This window comes from Microvirga sp. 2YAF29, assembly GCF_052114605.1.
In the GTDB taxonomy this organism is placed as follows: Bacteria; Pseudomonadota; Alphaproteobacteria; order Rhizobiales; family Beijerinckiaceae; genus Microvirga.
Genome location: NZ_JBFRFB010000010.1, coordinates 113,696 through 131,489 on the forward strand (window position 1 = coordinate 113,696; position 17,794 = coordinate 131,489).

Annotated in this window: 10 protein-coding genes; 7 read left to right on the top strand and 3 right to left on the bottom strand. The window is 61.2% G+C overall.

Annotation, left to right across the window (positions count from 1 at the left end; genetic code table 11):
• Window positions 1-101 precede the first annotated feature (101 nt).
• Genes AB4Y85_RS14375 through AB4Y85_RS14405 form a run of 7 tightly spaced genes read left to right on the top strand, consistent with a single transcriptional unit; the run spans window position 102 to window position 6,464 of the window.
• Window positions 102-1,046, top strand: a complete 945-nt coding sequence (locus AB4Y85_RS14375; RefSeq protein ID WP_441985592.1) for a GntR family transcriptional regulator — start codon at window positions 102-104, stop codon at window positions 1,044-1,046.
• Entirely contained in the window at window positions 1,043-1,738 is a 696-nt protein-coding gene (locus tag AB4Y85_RS14380) for a creatininase family protein (RefSeq protein ID WP_441985593.1), read from the top strand. The genes AB4Y85_RS14375 and AB4Y85_RS14380 overlap by 4 nt, the downstream gene beginning before the upstream one ends.
• A complete protein-coding gene (locus AB4Y85_RS14385) occupies window positions 1,738-2,754 on the top strand; it encodes a ketopantoate reductase family protein (RefSeq protein WP_441985594.1) in 1,017 nt (338 codons plus the stop codon). The genes AB4Y85_RS14380 and AB4Y85_RS14385 overlap by 1 nt, the downstream gene beginning before the upstream one ends.
• The gene (locus tag AB4Y85_RS14390; protein WP_441985595.1) at window positions 2,751-3,506 is read left to right on the top strand and encodes an SDR family NAD(P)-dependent oxidoreductase; all 756 of its coding nucleotides are present in this window, start codon (window positions 2,751-2,753) and stop codon (window positions 3,504-3,506) included. The genes AB4Y85_RS14385 and AB4Y85_RS14390 overlap by 4 nt, the downstream gene beginning before the upstream one ends.
• A 32-nt stretch (window positions 3,507-3,538) precedes the next feature.
• Window positions 3,539-4,441, top strand: coding sequence for a polysaccharide deacetylase family protein (locus AB4Y85_RS14395; RefSeq protein ID WP_441985596.1), 903 nt, complete (start codon window positions 3,539-3,541; stop codon window positions 4,439-4,441).
• Window positions 4,438-5,493 carry a DmpA family aminopeptidase gene (locus tag AB4Y85_RS14400; RefSeq protein ID WP_441985597.1) on the top strand — a complete coding sequence of 352 codons (1,056 nt, stop codon included), beginning with the start codon at window positions 4,438-4,440 and terminating at the stop codon, window positions 5,491-5,493. Before AB4Y85_RS14395 ends, AB4Y85_RS14400 begins: the two co-directional genes overlap by 4 nt.
• Entirely contained in the window at window positions 5,490-6,464 is a 975-nt protein-coding gene (locus tag AB4Y85_RS14405; RefSeq protein ID WP_441985598.1) for an isoaspartyl peptidase/L-asparaginase family protein, read from the top strand. Before AB4Y85_RS14400 ends, AB4Y85_RS14405 begins: the two co-directional genes overlap by 4 nt.
• A 90-nt stretch (window positions 6,465-6,554) precedes the next feature.
• Here the strand turns inward: AB4Y85_RS14405 and AB4Y85_RS14410 are convergent, their stop codons facing one another.
• The 3 genes from AB4Y85_RS14410 to AB4Y85_RS14420 form a co-directional block, all read right to left on the bottom strand.
• Window positions 6,555-7,865 (bottom strand): HlyD family type I secretion periplasmic adaptor subunit, encoded by a 1,311-nt coding sequence (locus AB4Y85_RS14410; protein WP_441985599.1) that lies wholly within the window; start codon window positions 7,863-7,865, stop codon window positions 6,555-6,557.
• Window positions 7,866-7,881: 16 nt separating this feature from the next.
• Complete coding sequence (locus tag AB4Y85_RS14415) at window positions 7,882-9,585, bottom strand: type I secretion system permease/ATPase (RefSeq protein ID WP_441985600.1); 1,704 nt, start codon at window positions 9,583-9,585, stop codon at window positions 7,882-7,884.
• A gap of 170 nt (window positions 9,586-9,755) precedes the next feature.
• On the bottom strand, window positions 9,756-17,201 hold the full coding sequence (locus AB4Y85_RS14420) for a peroxidase family protein (protein WP_441985601.1): 7,446 nt from the start codon (window positions 17,199-17,201) through the stop codon (window positions 9,756-9,758).
• Between the last annotated feature and the right edge of the window lie 593 nt (window positions 17,202-17,794).

Sequence of the window (17,794 nt, forward strand, 5' to 3'; positions counted from 1 at the left end):
CTGAAAGCAACTGTTATTCTGAAACAGTACAGCTGACCGAAGATCGCATTCTGGGCAACCTTGCTGGCGCCCTGGATCGGTCGCTCCCGGTGCCTTTGGGCGTGCAGCTGCGCGGCCTGATCGAGTTCGGCATCGCCCTCGGTGAGTTGCCCACAGGCCAACGGCTGCCCTCCGTGCGGGAGCTGGCTGAACGGGCTGGCATAGCGCATATGACAGTCGCGACGGTGTATCGCGAGCTGCGTGAGGCCGGTCTCATTGAGGCGAAGCCCGGGGCCGGCACATTCGTAGGGGATGGGCACAACAGCGATGGCCTTCGATCCAATGCGATCCGCAGAATTCAACGACGTGTCGAACTCCTCTTCAATGAAGCAGAGCAGCTGGGCTTGGCGCCATCGGTCGTTTCGTCGCTGGTCAATGCGCGCGCCGCACGTGGGCCGACGCCGACACGCCCGCTGCGTCTCGTGATGGTCGGCAACTTCGTCGATACGACCCAGCAATATGCAAATCGAATCCAGGAGCACATCGGCATCGGCGATAGTATCGTCGTGACGACCGTAGACGCTTTGCATGCCGGCGAGTCATTCCCTCTGCCCTGCGACATCTGTGTAACGCTGGCCCATCGTCGCGGCGAAGTTGAGCATCTGGTGCCAAGCGGCATCCCAGTTGTAGGCCTGAGCTTCATCCCGTCTGAAGAAACGCGCGGGCAACTCGCGATGATCGATCCGATGGCCCGCATCGGCATCATATCCATCTTTCCGGAATTCACGGCTCTCATGAAGCCGGGCGTCCTGCGCTTCGCGCCGCACGTCTCGGACGTGGAAGTCCGGCTCATCAACGCACCTGACCTGGCGGCTTTCCTGTCCGGCGTCGATGTCGCCGTCTATGCCAGCGGCGCGGAAGCAACCATCAAGGAACTCCTTCCGCCGGACCGTCGCGCCATGGAATTTCGCTATGTGCCGGATCCTCATGCGATCCGCGCGACGCTGCTGCCCGTGCTTGAGCGCCTGCGCTCAACCACCAACAATCAAGAGGAAGAACCTGCATGAAGATCTGTGAGATGAACTGGCTTCAGGTCGAAGAATACCTGAAGACGGATGACCGCGCCGTCGTTCCGCTCGGCTGCACGGAGCAGCACGCTTACTTGAGCCTCTCCGTCGACAGCATCCTTGCCGAGCGAGTCGCGCTCGAATCCGCCAGGCCGCTGGGAATTCCGGTTTTCCCTGTTCAGGCTTACGGCATCACGCCTTATTTCATGGCCTATCCTGGCACGATCTCTCTCAAAGCCGACACTTACCTGCGCATCATCACGGATATTCTCGACTCCCTGAAGCGCACGGGCTTTCGCCGCATCCTTTTCGTGAACGGCCACGGCGGCAATACTCCCGGACACACCGCCGCCATCGAGTGGATGGGCACGAATCCGGATTGCCGAGTGAAGTTCCACAATTGGTGGAATGCGCCGCGCACCCTCGAGAAGGTAAAGGAAATCGACCCGGTTGCGTCGCACGCCTCATGGATGGAAAACTTTCCGTGGACGCGCCTCCCCGGCATCACGCAGCCCGATCATCAAAAGCCCATGGCCGATCTGGACCGGATGCGTACCTTCGGGCCTGAAGGCGTTCGCGAAATTCTGGGAGACGGTAATTTCGGCGGACGTTACCAGCGCTCCGACGAGGATATGGACGCCGTTTGGCAGGTTGCCATTGCCGAGACCCGTGCGCTGATCGAGAGCTGGTGATGAACGAGAACACGATCCTGATCTGGGGTGCGGGCGCCATCGGTGGCGTGCTCGGCGCTTATCTCGCCCGCGCGGGCGAAGATGTTCTGCTCGTGGACATCGTCAGCGAGCATGTGGACGCCATGAACCGCGACGGCCTTCTCATCGAAGGCCCGGTCGAGACGTTTCAGCAGGCCGTTCGCGCCGCGATACCGGAGGACGTGACGGGCCAGTTCAAGCGCGTTATCCTCGCCGTGAAGGCTCACCACACCCGCGATGCCGTGCGCGCACTAAAGCCCCATCTCACTGATGATGGCACCGTGCTCTCCGCGCAGAACGGCCTGAATGAAATCATTATCGCCGAAGAAGTCGGCGCTAAGCGCACAATCGGCTGCTTCGTCAATTTCGGGGCGGATTGGCTGGAGCCGGGCCGTATTCTCTTCGGCAACCGGGCCGCCGTGGCGGTGGGCAGCATCGACGGGAACAATATGGACGCCGTGCGTGACTACCATCGCCTGCTCTCGATCTTCGAGCCGAAGGCGGTGCTCACGGATAATATCTGGGGTTATCTCTGGGGCAAGCTCGGTTACGGTTCGCTGCTGTTCGCCACCGCCCTCACGAACGCCTCAATGTCGGAAAATCTCGCCTCCGAGCGTCACTTCCCGGTCTTTCACAAGCTCGGACAGGAAGTGATGGCTGTCGCCAGTGCGCGCGGCGTGAAGCCTCTCGGTTTCAACGGCTTCGAGCCTACCTTCTTCATGCCGGGGGCCGACGAGTCGCTTGCGCACCGCTCGGTGTCCGACATGGCGGAGTTCAACCGGCACACGGCCAAGACTCATTCCGGCATCTGGCGCGACCTCGCAGTGCGCAAGCGCAAGACCGAAGTGGATGCACAGATCGCCATTATCGGATCTCTCGGTCAGGAGGCCGGCATTCCGACTCCCGCCATCGACAAGCTGGTGAGCCTGATCCACGACATCGAAGATGGTCGGCGCGAACAATCCTGGTCCACTCTCGACGAAATGCTCGCATCATGAAACTCGATTTCGCCAATCGCCGCGTCGTCGTAACCGGCGCCGCACAGGGCATCGGCCGCACCATAGTTCAGTCTCTTGCCGCAGAAGGCGCGCATGTCTGGGCTCTCGACCTGGATGAGGCAGGTTTGCGTATCGCGACTGAGGCCGGCGCCAAGGCTACCCGCACTCTCGACCTCGCGGACCGTGCAGCCGTTGCCCGTGCCATAGACGATATGGCCCAGAGCTTAGGCGGCATCGACATCCTCGTGAACTGCGCCGGAGGCGTTCGTAGCCAGGTAGCGAAGCCTGTCGAGGACGTGAGCGAGCAGGAATGGCTGGTTCTCTTCGAGGCCAATGTGCATGGAGCCTTCTGGTGCTCCCAGGCCGTCGCCCCTCACATGAAGAGCCAGAAATTCGGACGCATCATCAACATCTCATCCGGCGCCGGTCTGCGCCCAAGCCTCACGGGCATTCAAGCCTACACGGCTTCCAAGCATGCACTCGTCGGATTGACGAAGCAGCTCAGCTTCGAACTCGGACCCTACGGCGTCACGGTCAACAGCGTCGCTCCCGGCTTCGTCCTATCGAATCCGGCCACACAGCGCCAATGGGAAGGCTATGGGCCCGAGGGACAGGCACGCCTTGTCGAGAGCATCCATACCCGCCGCCTCGGCCACCCGGAGGATATCGCCAACACGGTCATGTTCCTGGCATCCGACGCTGCGGGCTGGGTTTCCGGCCAGATTATCTCGGTCGATGGCGGCCGCTCGTAGTATCCGATTTTCACTGAAGGATTTGAGAGACCATGGACGATCTCAGCACGCAGCCCTGGACATGGGAAGAGCAGACCTGGCGTACGAAGGTGGAACATGTGCGTGCCGGACGTTCAATGAAACCCGCCAAGTGGAAGAACGGCGCACGCTGCGCGGTCGCTTTGTCCTTCGATTCGGATCATGAAACAAACGAGTTGCGTGATGGCGGCAAGTCCATCGGGCGTATGTCGCAGGGACAGTACGGCAATCGCCAGGGCGTTCCGCGCATCCTCAACGCGCTCGCCAAGTACGATGCGAAGGCGACGTTCTTCGTGCCCGCAGTTGCAGCTCTTCTCTACGAAGACGAGCAGCGCCGCGTGGTGGCCGAAGGGCATGAAATCGGCATCCACGGCTGGATTCACGAACTCAACAGCCAGCTGCCCTATGAGATCGAGCGCGACCTCATGTTCCGCGCCACAGACACGCTCGAGCGCATTACCGGCGTTCGCCCGGTAGGCCTTCGCACGCCCTCCTGGGATTTTAGCCCCACCACCCTTCAGATCGAACGCGAGCTGGGACTGCTATACGACTCGTCGCTCATGGCTGATGACGACCCATATGAACTTCTGGAGAAGGGTGAGCCGACCGGAATCGTCGAGTTGCCGGTGGAATGGATTCGTGACGATGCGGTCTACTTCAACATGCACCGCTTCAACGGCCTGCGCCCTTACACGCCGCCGACCGCCGTTTACGACATCTTCATCCGCGAGTTCGAACGCGCTTATGAAGAAGGCGGCCTCTTCCTGCTCACCATGCATCCGCATGTGACGGGCTATCGGTCGCGCATCTGGATCCTGGAAAAGCTCTTGGAAGAAATCACGAAGCGCTCCGATGTCTGGATCGCCACGCATGCGGAAATCGCCGCATATGTGAAAACGGAATGTCCATCGCCATGAAGACCTTGCGTGCCAGGGATATCGGTCTCGCCTGTGGCACCCTGCCCACGGGCGCACTCAACAGCATTGCGGATGTTCCTGGAGTGCTGGTCGGTCACTTGACTCTCATGCATGACGACATCCGCACCGGCGTTACCGCTATAGTGCCGCATGACGGCAATCTCTATCGCCGGAAGCCCATTGCCGCTGCCCATGTTCTGAACGGTTTCGGCAAGAGCACCGGCCTGGTTCAGGTCGAGGAGCTTGGCGTCATCGAGACGCCAATTCTTCTCACCAACACCTTGTCGGTCGGCACCTGCTTCACAGCGCTCGTGCGCCATGCCGTTGCACACAATCCCGATATCGGCCGCGAGACCGCCACCGTGAATCCGATCGTCATGGAGTGCAATGACGGCTACCTCAATGACATCCAGGCCCTCGCCGTCACTGAAGAAGACGCATGTGCCGCCATCGAGGCTGCATCATCCCAGGTGGAAATCGGCTCCGTCGGCGCTGGTTGCGGCATGCGCGCATTTGGCTTCAAAAGCGGAATTGGCACCTCCTCCCGACGCATCGATCTCGACGAGCAAAGCTTTCATCTCGGATTGCTTGTTCTCGCCAATTTCGGACGCCCTGGTGATTTGCGCCTCCCGGACGGCAGGAAGATCGCCCCTGTTTCCACAAGAGCGAATGCGCCTGAAAAGGGTTCGATCATCATCGTCGCCGCTACAGACATTCCACTGAGTGACCGACAGCTGAAGCGCGTCATCCGCCGCTCCGGTGCCGGCCTCGCGCGGCTCGGTTCGTTCTGGGGGCATGGCAGTGGCGACATCGCGCTCGGTTTCACGACAGCGAACATGATCGCTCACGATGAACAAGCAGCCCTCACCGAGCTTCGCGCTCTCAACGAAAATCGTATCGACCTTCTCTTTGAAGCCATGGCCGATGCGACGCAGGAGGCCGTCCTCGACTCCCTCGTGGCGGCACAGCCCATGACGGGCCGCGCGGGCCACCACATGCCCGCCCTCCGAGACACCCTCGTCCACCTTACCCGAAAAGCTGAAATCCCATGACCAGCACCTCTTCATCCGATACTGGCTTCTCCCTCGCGATTCATGGCGGCGCAGGCACGATCCGGCGTAGCACGATGACCCCGGAGCGCGAGGCCGCCTACCACGCGGGCCTGCGCCGCTCCCTTGAAGCGGGCCGCGCGATCCTGGCCGACGGTGGCGGCGCACTCGATGCCGTGTCCGCAGCTGTGATGGCGCTGGAGGACGAGCCGCTGTTCAATGCGGGACGCGGTGCGGTCTACACTTCCGCGGGCAAGCAGGAGATGGATGCTGCGATCATGGATGGGCGCGACCGTTCCGCTGGCGCCGTCGCCGGGATCTGCGGCCCCCGCAATCCTATTCTCGCCGCCCGCGCCGTGATGGAACATTCGGGCCATGTGGTTCTCATCGGTGAAAGCGCGATGGAATTCTGCCGCTCTCGAGGCCTCGCGTTCGAAGAAGAATCTTACTTCTTTACCGAGCAGCGGTGGAAGGCCCTTCAGGAGACCCTCGCCCTGCGCAAGAGCGGCGCGGATGATCAGGACGAATCCCGCAAGCACGGCACCGTCGGCGCCGTGGCGCGGGATCGGCACGGCAATCTCGCGGCGGCGACCTCCACCGGCGGCATGACGGCGAAAATGCCCGGCCGTGTAGGCGACAGCCCCGTCATCGGTGCTGGCACCTGGGCCGACAATGAAACCTGCGCCATCTCGGCGACCGGACACGGCGAGATCTTCATCCGCTATGCGGCGGCTCATGAAATCGCCTCACGCATGCGCTATGCAGGCCAATCCCTGGAAGACGCAGCCCGCATCGTCGTGATCGACGTGCTCAAACCCGCTGGCGGCTCGGGCGGCATCATCGCCGTGGACTACGCCGGAAACGTCTCCCTGCCCTTCAACAGTTCAGGCATGTATCGCGGCGTCGTGCGCCAGGATGGCAAGCTTCTGACCGGGATCTACAAGGAGCAGCTCGTCGAATTTCAGGGGGCGTGAGCTCGTCGACAGCAACCCGATACCGCCGCAGAAAAAGCCCCCGACCATCGTGGATCGGGGGCTTCCCTGGCTAAGGTCCGAGATAGGCCCCTACTCCTCGCGGAACGCCTTCGCCAGATTGTCGGCAACCGGCTTCGTGAGATAGGAGAAGACGGTCCGGTAGCCTGTTTGAATGAAGCTTTCGACTGGCATGCCGGGAAGGAGCTTCAGGGAGCCCAACCGCTCCCGTTCACCTTCGGCAAACGCGATGCGCACGGGATAGTATTGCATCCCGGACCGCTGATCCGTCACCAGATCTGCTGCAATCAAGCTCACCTTTCCCTTCACCTCCGGTGTCGTGCGCTGGTTGAAGGCAGAGAGTCTGAGCAAGGTATCCAGACCGAGCCGGAGCTGGTCGATATCCTGCGGCGATACTTTTACCTCGATGGAGAGTTCATCCGCTGCGGGAACGACCAGCATCAGGGACTCGCCTGCATTGATGACGCCGCCGATGGTATGAACGATGGACTGGTGTACGAGCCCGTCCTGAGGCGCGCGGATCTCGATGCGCTTCAACTGGTCTTCGGCTGCCACCTTACGCTCGACAAGCTCCGCGATCTTCGCCTGAACTTCGCGCAATTCCTTAGAGACCTCGCTTCTGAGATCCTGATCGATCTGGATGATCTGAAGCTCGGTCTCGCCGATCCGGCCTTTCGCCTGAGCGATATTCGAGATGAGCTGCCCGCGCTCACCTCGCAGACGCGTTTCCTCGCGCTTGAGGGACGTGACGCGGGTGATCGGAACCAGGTTCTTGCGCCAAAGCTGCTCGACCCCTGTCAGCTCGTCCTGGATCAGCTTGATCTCGTCGGCTTTGGCGACGGCTTGAAGGTTCAGGCCGTCGATCTGCTCCTGCAGCTGTGCAATACGCTCCTTGAGCTGCGCTTTCTGGCCAGTCCGGGCTGCGCGGCTGTCCTCGAAAACATGAACCTCGCCCTTGAGGAGCCGCGCGAGTTCCGGCTCAAGAAGGCGACTGGTCAATGCCGTCGGAAAGGAGACCTGCTTCAGGCCATCGCGCTCAGCCTCAAGGCGGCTTTGGCGCGCCGCCAATTCGTCCAGGCTCTTGGCAATCATGGATAGGTTGGCACGCGCAACCGTTTCATCCAACCTGATCACCACATCCCCGGCCCGGACCCGGTCGCCATCGCGGGCGAGGATTTCGCCGACGACGCCACCGGTAGGATGTTGAACCTTCTTAACGTGGCTATCGACCACGATCGCGCCGGGAGCGACCACAGCGCCGGAGAGTTCCGTCACCGCCGCCCAGCCTCCCAGGCCCCCGACAAGGAAGAACGCGGAAGACAGGCCCAGCAGCGAGTAGCGGCGGATTGCGTCGCGGGCGCTGGTTTTCTTTTCTGATGTCATGATGCTCTCCCAAACCTTAGACGACTTTCAGCGGGGCGGCGGGCATCCGCGGCTCCGTCCCTTGCGAGGCGGGCACGGGGCGCAGAACCTTGCTCAGAACATCGTCCTTCGGCCCGAAGCTCTGCATGCGTCCCTCGGCCATCACGAGCAGCAGGTCGATCCCGGCGAGCGCGCTCGGCCGATGAGCGATCACGATGACGATCCCACCGCGAGCCCTGACGCTCTTGATCGCGCTCGTGAGAGCCTGCTCGCCCTCGTTGTCGAGGTTCGAGTTCGGCTCGTCGAGAACGACAAGGAAGGGGTTTCCGTAAAGAGCCCGCGCAAGCGCGATGCGCTGCCTTTGTCCGCCGGAAAGAGCGGCACCCGCTTCCCCGACATGCGTCTCGTAGCCATCGGGCAGCTGAAGGATCATCTCATGGACATTCGCAGCCTGCGCGGCGGCTATGATCGCCTCATCCTTCGGGTTGCTGTCGAACCGTGCGATGTTCTGCGCCACAGTGCCGGAGAAGAGTTCGACATCCTGCGGCAGGTAGCCGATGTGACACCCAAGGTCTTCCGGCAGCCACTGCTCGATGGCCGCGCCGTCGAAGCGGACCTTGCCGCGCCAGGTCGGCCATACACCCACGATCATGCGGGCGAGCGATGACTTGCCGGATGCGCTAGGGCCGATGATGCCCAATCCACTGCCTGCCGTCAGTTCAAAGGACATATCCTGGATAACGGTTCGCTTGCTTCCCGGTGCTCCCGCTGCCGCGCTTTCCAAGATCAGGCTTGAGCGCGGAGCGGGCAGCTTGAGAGGTGCTTCGCTGCGAGCATTGGCCTCGATCACGGTCTTCAGGCGACGCCAGCCCTGACGCGCGCTGACGAAGCCCTTCCAGTTGGCGACGGCCAGCTCAACCGGCGCGAGGGCGCGGGAGGTCAGGATGGAGCTGGCGATCATGATGCCGCCCGTGGCCTGACCGTCGATGACGAGATAGGCGCCAACCGCCAACACGGCCGATTGCAGCACCATGCGAAGCACCTTGGACATGGCGCCGAATCCGCCTGCCACATCGGACGTCCGCTGCTGGTGTGCGAGATAGCTGGCATTCGCATCGCCCCACATCGTGCCGATCCGCTGCCCCATTCCCATGGCGCGGACCACCTCCGCGTTGCGGCGGGCGCCTTCGGAAATCCCGTTCCGCACAAGGCCTGCGCTCACGGCAGCTTTCGATGCATCACGGGTCATCAGTTCGGTGAGCAGCGTGACTACCACGAGCAGGCAAGCGCCACCGAGGGCGACCGCACCCAGCCAAGGGTGGAAGGCGAAGCACATGAACAGGTAGAGCGGCATCCATGGGAGATCGAAAAGCGCGGTCGGGCCGCCGCCTGCCAGGAAGGCGCGCAGCTGATCGAGGTCGCGCAGAGGCTGCTGCCCGTCGCCTTCGACTTTGCCTTTCAGAGGAGCGTTGAGCTGTCCCTGGAAAATCTGTTGGCTCAGGTCTTCATCCACGGCCGCTCCGACGCGGGCCAGGATGCGCCCGCGCACCATGTCGAACAGGCCTTGGAAGAGATAGAGAACCACGATGATGACGGAGAGGCCGACCAGTGTGGGAATGCTGCGACTGGGAAGCACACGGTCATAGACCTCCATCATGAAGATCGAACCGGAGAGATAGAGAAGGTTGACGAGGCCGCTCAGGACAGCGACGCCGATGAAGGCCCCGCGACAGGAGGCCATTAGGCTTGGGCTTTTCTTGGGATGACTTGTCATCGGCGTTGCCTCGAAGGATGGGTCGCCTGATGCATCGCCTGAAGGGATGCTCCGCGACTGTCTAGTAGGGATCCCCGCCGGGAGGGTCTGGGGGGAATGTGCTCCCGGCGGGGCCACTCAATCTCGAGCAGCTCGGATCAGAAGATGAAGTCGTTGCTGTCGAGATCGGATGCGTTGACACCCTTGAGCACGATGATCGTGTCTTCGTGCTGGATAAGGGTGTTCCGTCCCTCCTGTCGGATGTCCAGGTCCGACAAGCTGTTGACACCGTTCAGTCGGCTCACGTCGATGTCGTCCTGACTGTGGCGGAAGTCGGTCACCACGTCGCGGCCGCCACCTTTCTGGAAGACGAAGGTATCCGCTCCCGAGCCGCCGGTGAGACGGTCGTTGCCCGCACCTCCGATGAGGACGTCGTCACCGCTCATGCCCCTGAGCGTGTCTTCACCACGTCCACCCTTGAGCACATTGTTTCCGCTGTTGCCCACCAGGAGGTTGTCGAGGCCGTTACCGGCGCCGTTGAGGTTTTCCGATCCCGTCAGCATGAGCCGTTCGACATGAGTGCCGCCGAGAGAGTAGGAAACGCTCGCCTTCACCGTATCGATGCCCTGCCCTCTGCTCTCGAAGACCCGGTCATTCCGGTCATCGACAATGTAGACGTCGTTGCCGCGTCCGCCCCACATCCGGTCGGCACCGGTGCCGCCGTCAAGGCGATCATGACCGTCGCCGCCATGGAGCCGGTCGTTACCCGCTCCGCCGAAGAGCTTGTCGTGACCACGGCCACCGTCCAACCGGTCGTGACCGTCGCCACCCAAAAGCGCCTCGCTGCGCGAACTGCCCCTGAGGACGAGGTTTGCGGGAACCGCCGGCGCGGCAGCTGCACCCGGGACGAAGTCCGTAGGCGTGCCGGGACTGACCGGATCCACGGGAACCACCGGGTCCGTCGGTGTCACTGGATCGGTCGGCTGCTGAGGATCGACCGGAGCCGCCACCTCGTTGAGGGTCGGCCTGACTCCATCCTCGCACCGGAAGGTAATACGGTGGACACCGGCGGTGATGGTGGTCGTACCATCTTCGTGGTCCTCCCATTCATACTCGTCCTCCGTGCGTCCGGGTTCGAGTTCGATGACGTCCTGAGGCCGCAGGGTTCCCACGATGGTATCGTTGCCGCCCCGAGACCGGAACACGATCCGATGCGCGGAGGTGAGCCCGGAGATATCCACCGTGTCGTCGCCCGCATTACCGTTGATGGTGATGGTATTGAGGGCGAGGCTCGTGGTCGAGAAATCACCGAAGATCTGCACGGTGTCGCCCGGCCCCGCACTGCCGTTGAACGGGTCGCTCGTCTGCGAGCCGATGCGGATTTCCTCGATATTGTCGAGCTCGGCGACGACGGATGTCGTGTTACCGACGGTCCTCGTGATGACGATCTCCGTTTCGTCCCTGGTCACCGGCACGCCCCTGTCGTCAGCCTCGGCGCGGGTATAGACACGGTAAATTTCGCTCTGACCCGGGCGAGTATTCAGATCGAAAGTGTCGGTCCCCGACCCGCCGTCGACGAAATCCGTTCCATCGGTGGCGCCGTTGTTGTTGGCATTCCAAACGATGGTGTCATCCCCGCCGCCAGCCAGGATCGTGTCATTGCCCGTACCGCCATCGAAGGTACTGCCTGCGGCATTGCCGATCAGGATGTTGTCGAACTGGTTGCCCTCGACAGCACCGTTCGTGTCGCGGGTGACGTTGACCGTGGCCGTGTCAGACCCGCCCTTGCCGTCGGACGCCGTGTAGGAGAACGTGCCGCCGGGGTTGCCGATATCCGTCAAGGTGACGAAGCCGGGGGTTGCCGTCAGCGATGCCTGGAAGGCGTTGTTGCCGTTCACAGCCGTGATGTCGAGCATATCGCCCTCAAGATCTGTGTCGTTGGCAAGCAGAGCCCATTCGGGGATCAGGAACGGCCCGGTCGTGACATTGGTGAAGACAATGTCGTTTTGCGCATTCGGCGGGTCGTTGGTCGCAATCACGTTGATCGTGGTCGTAGCGACATTGCTGTCCAGGATACCGTCATTCACCGTCACCTGGATCACGCGGTTCCCTGCGACCGGGTTCTGCGAGTCATTGTCGAACGTCACCGCCTGGATCGCTCTCTGGTAAGCCGCCAGGGAAGCCGAGCCTGTGAGCGTCACGATGATCTGGCCGGCCACTGTGGCGACGTTTGCAGAGATCCCAGCCGGAAGAGTGCCGATGTTGAGCTCGTCATCAGCTTGCGCATTGGTCAGAACGATACGGGCCGACACCATCTGGACTGCGTCGTCGACGATGCCAGGATTGTTGGCGATCGCCACCGCCTGACCGCCCTCGGTGAAGGAGGTCGCGTAGTTGACGGTCGGGTTCGCCGAGGCGACCAGGACGCTCACCGCCACATTGTCGATGTTCACGAACTCATTGTTCGCGTTGACTCCCGACACCACGAAGCGGATTTTCGCGCCCGAAGTGAACGGACCGGAGATATCGAAGCCGCGGGTCCCACCATCGGCATCCTCGCCGATTGTTTCGAGCAGAGTGAAAGTCACGCCGTCCCTTGAGAACCATACTTCGACCCGTTCGTTTGCATCGAAGCCCTGCTCGGCGACCGAGTAGGTCAGTCGTGCGGTCGCGATGCCCGTGAGGTTGAGCCCGCGCTCGATCATCGCCCCATTGCCCGCATCGAACCGCAGAGCGCCACTCGTAATCTGGATCTGCCCGTTGGTTGAAGATGCACTGCCGTCATCTCCCGTCTCGATCCAGCTCGTGGCCCACGGGCGGCTACCGTCGGAACGGCTGTAGGATGCCGTCGTGAAATTATCCGCGTGGGTTCCGCCGTTATTGAAGGCGTGCAGCGAAAGCTTCGGCGGGGTCAGGCTCACCTCACCATCGGCGAAGCGCAGCTTCTCAATGTTGAACAGGCGGTCTGTTCCATCCGAGATGCGATTGTTGCCTGTGGTCGGATCGATCTCGACCGTCACGGTCACATGCTGAACGGTGACACTGCCGTCGGCGTTGCTGGTGATCACGTAATTCGCCCGCACGTCCCCATAGACAGCCACGTCGATGTCGCTGTTGTTCAGGTCACCGTCGACGATCTCACGGACGATGCTGAGCTGTCCCGGATTGAGGGTGGCGCTGAGCATCAGAGCGTCGAGGGTCTTGCCGCCGAACAGGGGAATGGCGCCGGGCTTCGGAGCGCCGTACTCATAGTCCGACTCACGATATACCTTCTCGCTCATTCCATCCGCGGTATAGATGCCATCCGGCGTCGTGATGCGAATGCGGACGTTCAGCCACTTGTCGCCGTCGATGATGTCATTGCCGGCGAAGCCCTTGATGGTATCGCTGCCGCCGCCACCGAGGATGATGTCCGAAGCGTCAGCCGTGTCGAAGACGATCAGCTCGGGATTGCCACTCGCATCGAGGACGGGGTTGCCGGCTGCATCCACCACCGGAATACGGGTGAGGTGAGCGACCAGTTGGTCGAGACCGTTGATCAGCGACACATTCTTCTGCAACAGGGCGTTGGAGAAAGAGTCGATCGGAGAGTTCGGCCCTGGGATGGCCGCCGTGCCGGTCAGCTCCGCCCTTGTGTTCACGGCGACGACGCGCCCCGTAAGCACGTCGTTATGTTTCCATCCGGACAAACCCTCGACGAGGTCGAAGCGGTCACGAAGAATGAACGCCTCCTGATTTCCGAAGATCGGGATGCCGAGATCGGAATTCGCCGCGACGTTATCCCCCTTGTGGATCGCCCAGTCGAAGCCAGCCATGCCATTGTTGCGCTGGATGCCCTCACCCTGGAACATGATGTCGTCGCCGGACTCGGCATCATAGTCGGTATCGCCGCTGCCGCCGTTGAGCACATCATGGCCGATGATGGAAGAGTTGAAAAACAGTTCCGAGTTGTCACCGGAAATGACATCGAATCTCGCCCCTCCCTCGATCCAGTCATCGCCTTCATTGCCGAGCATGAAGTCGCCACCATCGCCGCCGAGGAGAAAGTCATTCCCCGTGCCGCCGAACAGCTGCTTGCCGTCAGGACCGGCAATGAGGAAGTCCTGGCCCTGATTACCGAAGAGTAGCGCCATGCCACTGCCGCCCTGGATGACGTCGTTACCGGCCTCGCCATGCAGCTTATCAGCCATACCGATATCGGTACCGGCATTGGTAATGATGTCGTCACCGTCGCCGCCATGGATGATGTCGACGCCGTATCCGGCCTCGATGGTGTCGTTGCCCTCATAGGCCCAGACCGTGTCGTCGCCTTCGCCCGCCACGATGTAGTCATTCCCGGACGAACCGCCCATAACCACGTGGTCGGTGCCGTGATAGATGAGAACGTCGTCCTTTCCGTCACCATCCGTATCCTTGCGAACCACCATGGGGGAAAGCGCCTCCCGGATATCGTCATCCCAGGTAGGATCTTCGGCTCTTTGCTTAGATTTAATGATCTCAAGCGTATAAGCCGGAGTGGCAAAGATGTCGCCCGGCAGCGCGGTCCGACCTTCATCGCCGAGGTCGGTGTTGCGCATGATGATATCGGACAGCGAGTTATTCTCGAGTTCGTTCAGGAGGTTCAAGCCCTGAACACGTGAGAGGTAGTAGAAGCGGTCGGCATCCTGGAGGCTTTCCATCTGGAGCTCGAACACGAAGGAGAATGTCGAGCCGAGCATTCCTCCGAAATCCATCTTCTTTTCGGCGAGGCCGCCGATCCAGAGATCGATATCGTTAAGGCCTGTTTCCTTGGTCGCCCATGCACCTGTCGAATTGAGGAAATCCAGACGGTCCGTCGGCGATCCGGCACCGCCGAGCACGATCAGGGTTGCGGCCGCCCGCTTCGCCTCGAGTGTCGTGGCATTCACGATGAGGCTGTGCCTGCCATAGGCCGCGATGAAGTTGATGATCGACAGCGGGTGGTTGATGTTCAGGCCAAAGTCGGCCCAGCTTACATAGGGCTTAACCTGCGTGTCCTGCCCCGACACCTGGTAGAACTGCGCGCGGGCCTCATTGAGGGACGGCAGACCCAGATCGCGTCCACGGGCGATATTGAGAGCCGCGAGGTCGAGCGGGATGCCGACGAGCTGATTGCGCAGCACATGCGTGATGAACTCATCGATCTCATTCCCATGCTGACGAGACATACCGCGAATGATCGCACCGGCTGCCTGCTCGTGGTCGATGATCACGTTTCCGTTTGAATCGGTCGCTCCAAAGGCCAACGGATTGAGGAAGCCATCGAATAGGGCAATCGAGAACGGATTTCCCTGAGCATCGACGATGTCGATGTTCTCGTTGAGCATCGAATGGCCGAACCGATAGACAGCCTGCGCGAACTCGGCGAAGATCGCCGGATTGATGTCCACCGACGGCTCGAAGACGAAAGCATCGATGTCGGGCTGCATCTTGCGCCCGAATTCCTCGAAGACGAGATGCTGGTACTCCATCTCGTTGGTGAAGCGGGCAGCCTGGAACAGGCGCTCCCCATCCCACTGAAGCGCCCCCACAGCTGCGGGGTCTGTCGGGACTGAGGAGACCGGCGCACGCAGCCACTCATTCAGGAAGGCAACGTCACCGCTGGAGAGGATAAGCGCCTTGACCTGATCGACGAGATGGTTGTGCTCTGAGTGGAAGATGTGGTGGATGGCCGTCAGGCCGATATTCTCGTTTCCGCGTCCATCGCCCGTGATGTAATGGGCGTCGAGCATTTCGTCGTCATAGGCTGTGTTGGAACCGCGCGAATTGACGAGACCCGTCGTCGTTCCGTCAGCGTTCTTGTAGCCGACTGCACTGTCACCATCGGCCGCAAGAGCGCCTTGGGTGTCGAATACGGGGACGGCCGCGTGGGCGATATCGTCGAGGAAGGCGTGTCCGGTGAGAATAGCGTTCGTGAGGCTCGCGGGAGCCGTGGGAGTGCCCGTGACCACCACGTCGTCGGACGTATTCGGAACGCCGTCGGGGCCGAGGCCGACGATCACCTGAGCGTATCCGGTCTGAGGGTGAGGGATGAAATTGCCGTAAGGGTCCGTGCGCAGCAAGGGCACTTTCCCGACATGGGCATCGGTCAGATCGATGCCGAGCATGGCCCGGGCCTGTTCCTTGACGTCGGCCCATGTGGCAAGGCCTTTGTCACCCTCGAGCAGCTTGCCTGTTGCAACCGTCTTGCCGGCTGCATCGGTCGTGTACTCGCGCAGGAAGACCTGGTGTGAGGCATGGGAGGTGTAGGTCTGGTTCTGGTCGACCCAGGGCGTGGTCACGTTGACGGCGGCACCATCCTCATCACGGCTGGCACGCGTCAGCACCATGAAATTGGTGTGTGGCGATGCAGGGTTATAGAGTGGATCGTCCGGCGACAGCGGGATATAGACCGTGCCGCTGCCGCCCTTGGCGATCAGGTCGAGGCCGTGGTCGAAAAACTGTCCGAACAGAGTGAACATCGAGTTGTAAGGCGCGGAATCGCCGATATCGGGCGCAACGTTGGGGATGAGAACCGTGTTCCCGTCCATCATGATGCCCTTCTCGGCCAGAAGATCGGCCAGTTCAGCCTTCGCCGCCTCGATTGCGGCCGTCGCAGCCTGAGCACCGGTCTGACCGGTCGCCAGGTTCTGTTGAGCGGTTGCGAGCTCGGCATTCCCGGTCGATACGGCGGTCTGCGCGTTCGTGACCGCGATTGCCGATGCCTCTGCTTCCGAGCGAGAGAGAGACTCGATCTGCCGGCTGAGATTCAGCTGTTGCTGAGCAGCGAGGTAGTCGGCATTGATCGTCGGCAGCTGCGCAAACTCCTCCTCTGAGATGCCATCCTCGAAGATGGCCATCAACGCGTTGTATGCGACATCAAAGGCGTCCTGCGTCTGCTGAAGTTCTGCCAGGTCCTCCGCATGAGCAGCCTGATTTGCCTCGTTCGCCTCTTGCGCGATGACGAGGGCGGCCTCGGCTTGCGTCACTACCTCCTCAGCCGCGGAAACGGCGGCCTGAAGGCCTGCGATGGCGCCGGATGCTGAACCCGCATCCGCGATGGCATCCGCAATCGCCGCGCGTGCCGACTGGATTTCCAGGATCGCCGCCTTCTGCGCTGCGCCTGTGATGCCGGCATAATTCAAAGCCGCTCCGATGGCGGCAGGGTTGTCGAGGGTCTGGTCGGCAACAAGGTTCGAGATGAGACGCGGATCAGCGTCGACAACGGTGCCGGGCGGCAGCATTGGCGATCCGGTAGTGGTCCCGGGGGTATAATTGTTATTCGTCAGCCACACCGGATGATCGGGCGTGCCGAACATCATACCATCGTCACCTTCATTCAGGTAATTCGGCGACGAAATATCCGGGAACGGCTGGTCGGCGGCGCCCCAGGTCTCGCGTCCCTCGACGAGGTTGTTGTAGGTGCCGTCGACCGTGCGCAGACCGTAGGGCAACAAATGCGCTTGAGCCGGCGTTTCGGCAGCGTTGGGATCGAGACCACCGGCCTCGGCAACGAGCTTTCGCAAATCCTCACCAGCTGCATGTCTTTCAGCGATTTTGATTTGCTTCAAGATGTACTCGAGATCGTGCCGAACGAGACTGACCATGGTTTTCCCTCCCAATTTGTTGCCGCAAAAACGACGGCTACCAGACACATTCTGGCCAAATCGGGAGGTTGCTCACTAGACGGTCTGAGGTCTTACTGACGGCGGGCGGACGTAAGTCCAATGCCGTTCTCGAAGCGTTTCGGACCTTGGTCGGCAACTCGACCAAGGTCCACTATGATACAACATCGAAGATAACTGCCCGGCTCGCCGGTCTCCGCAATAGATACAAATCTTCACAATCGTTATCACGTTGCCGTGAAATCTTCTATTAATCAGCTTCCCCACTTGAAGGCATCAACGAACTACCCCTTCCGGATAGTATTTACAGCCTTGCGCGTCACAGCTCTACTTTGGAGAACCTCTAAGCAGGGCTCCAGTCAGAAGAGCCTGGCTCCCGGGGTCAGAGGGATTTCCGAATTGTACGCTTCTCAGGGTGCCAAGCTCGACACGGATCCAGGCGCTGAGCCTGGATGGCGGATGAGCCTTAGTGGGCAATTCCTTCTTACGGCTTTCGCAGTCATGCTGGTTGGAATGCTCGCCTTAGGCACCTGGGTCTCATGGCAGATCGAGAAAAGCGTTTCGGATTTCAAAGC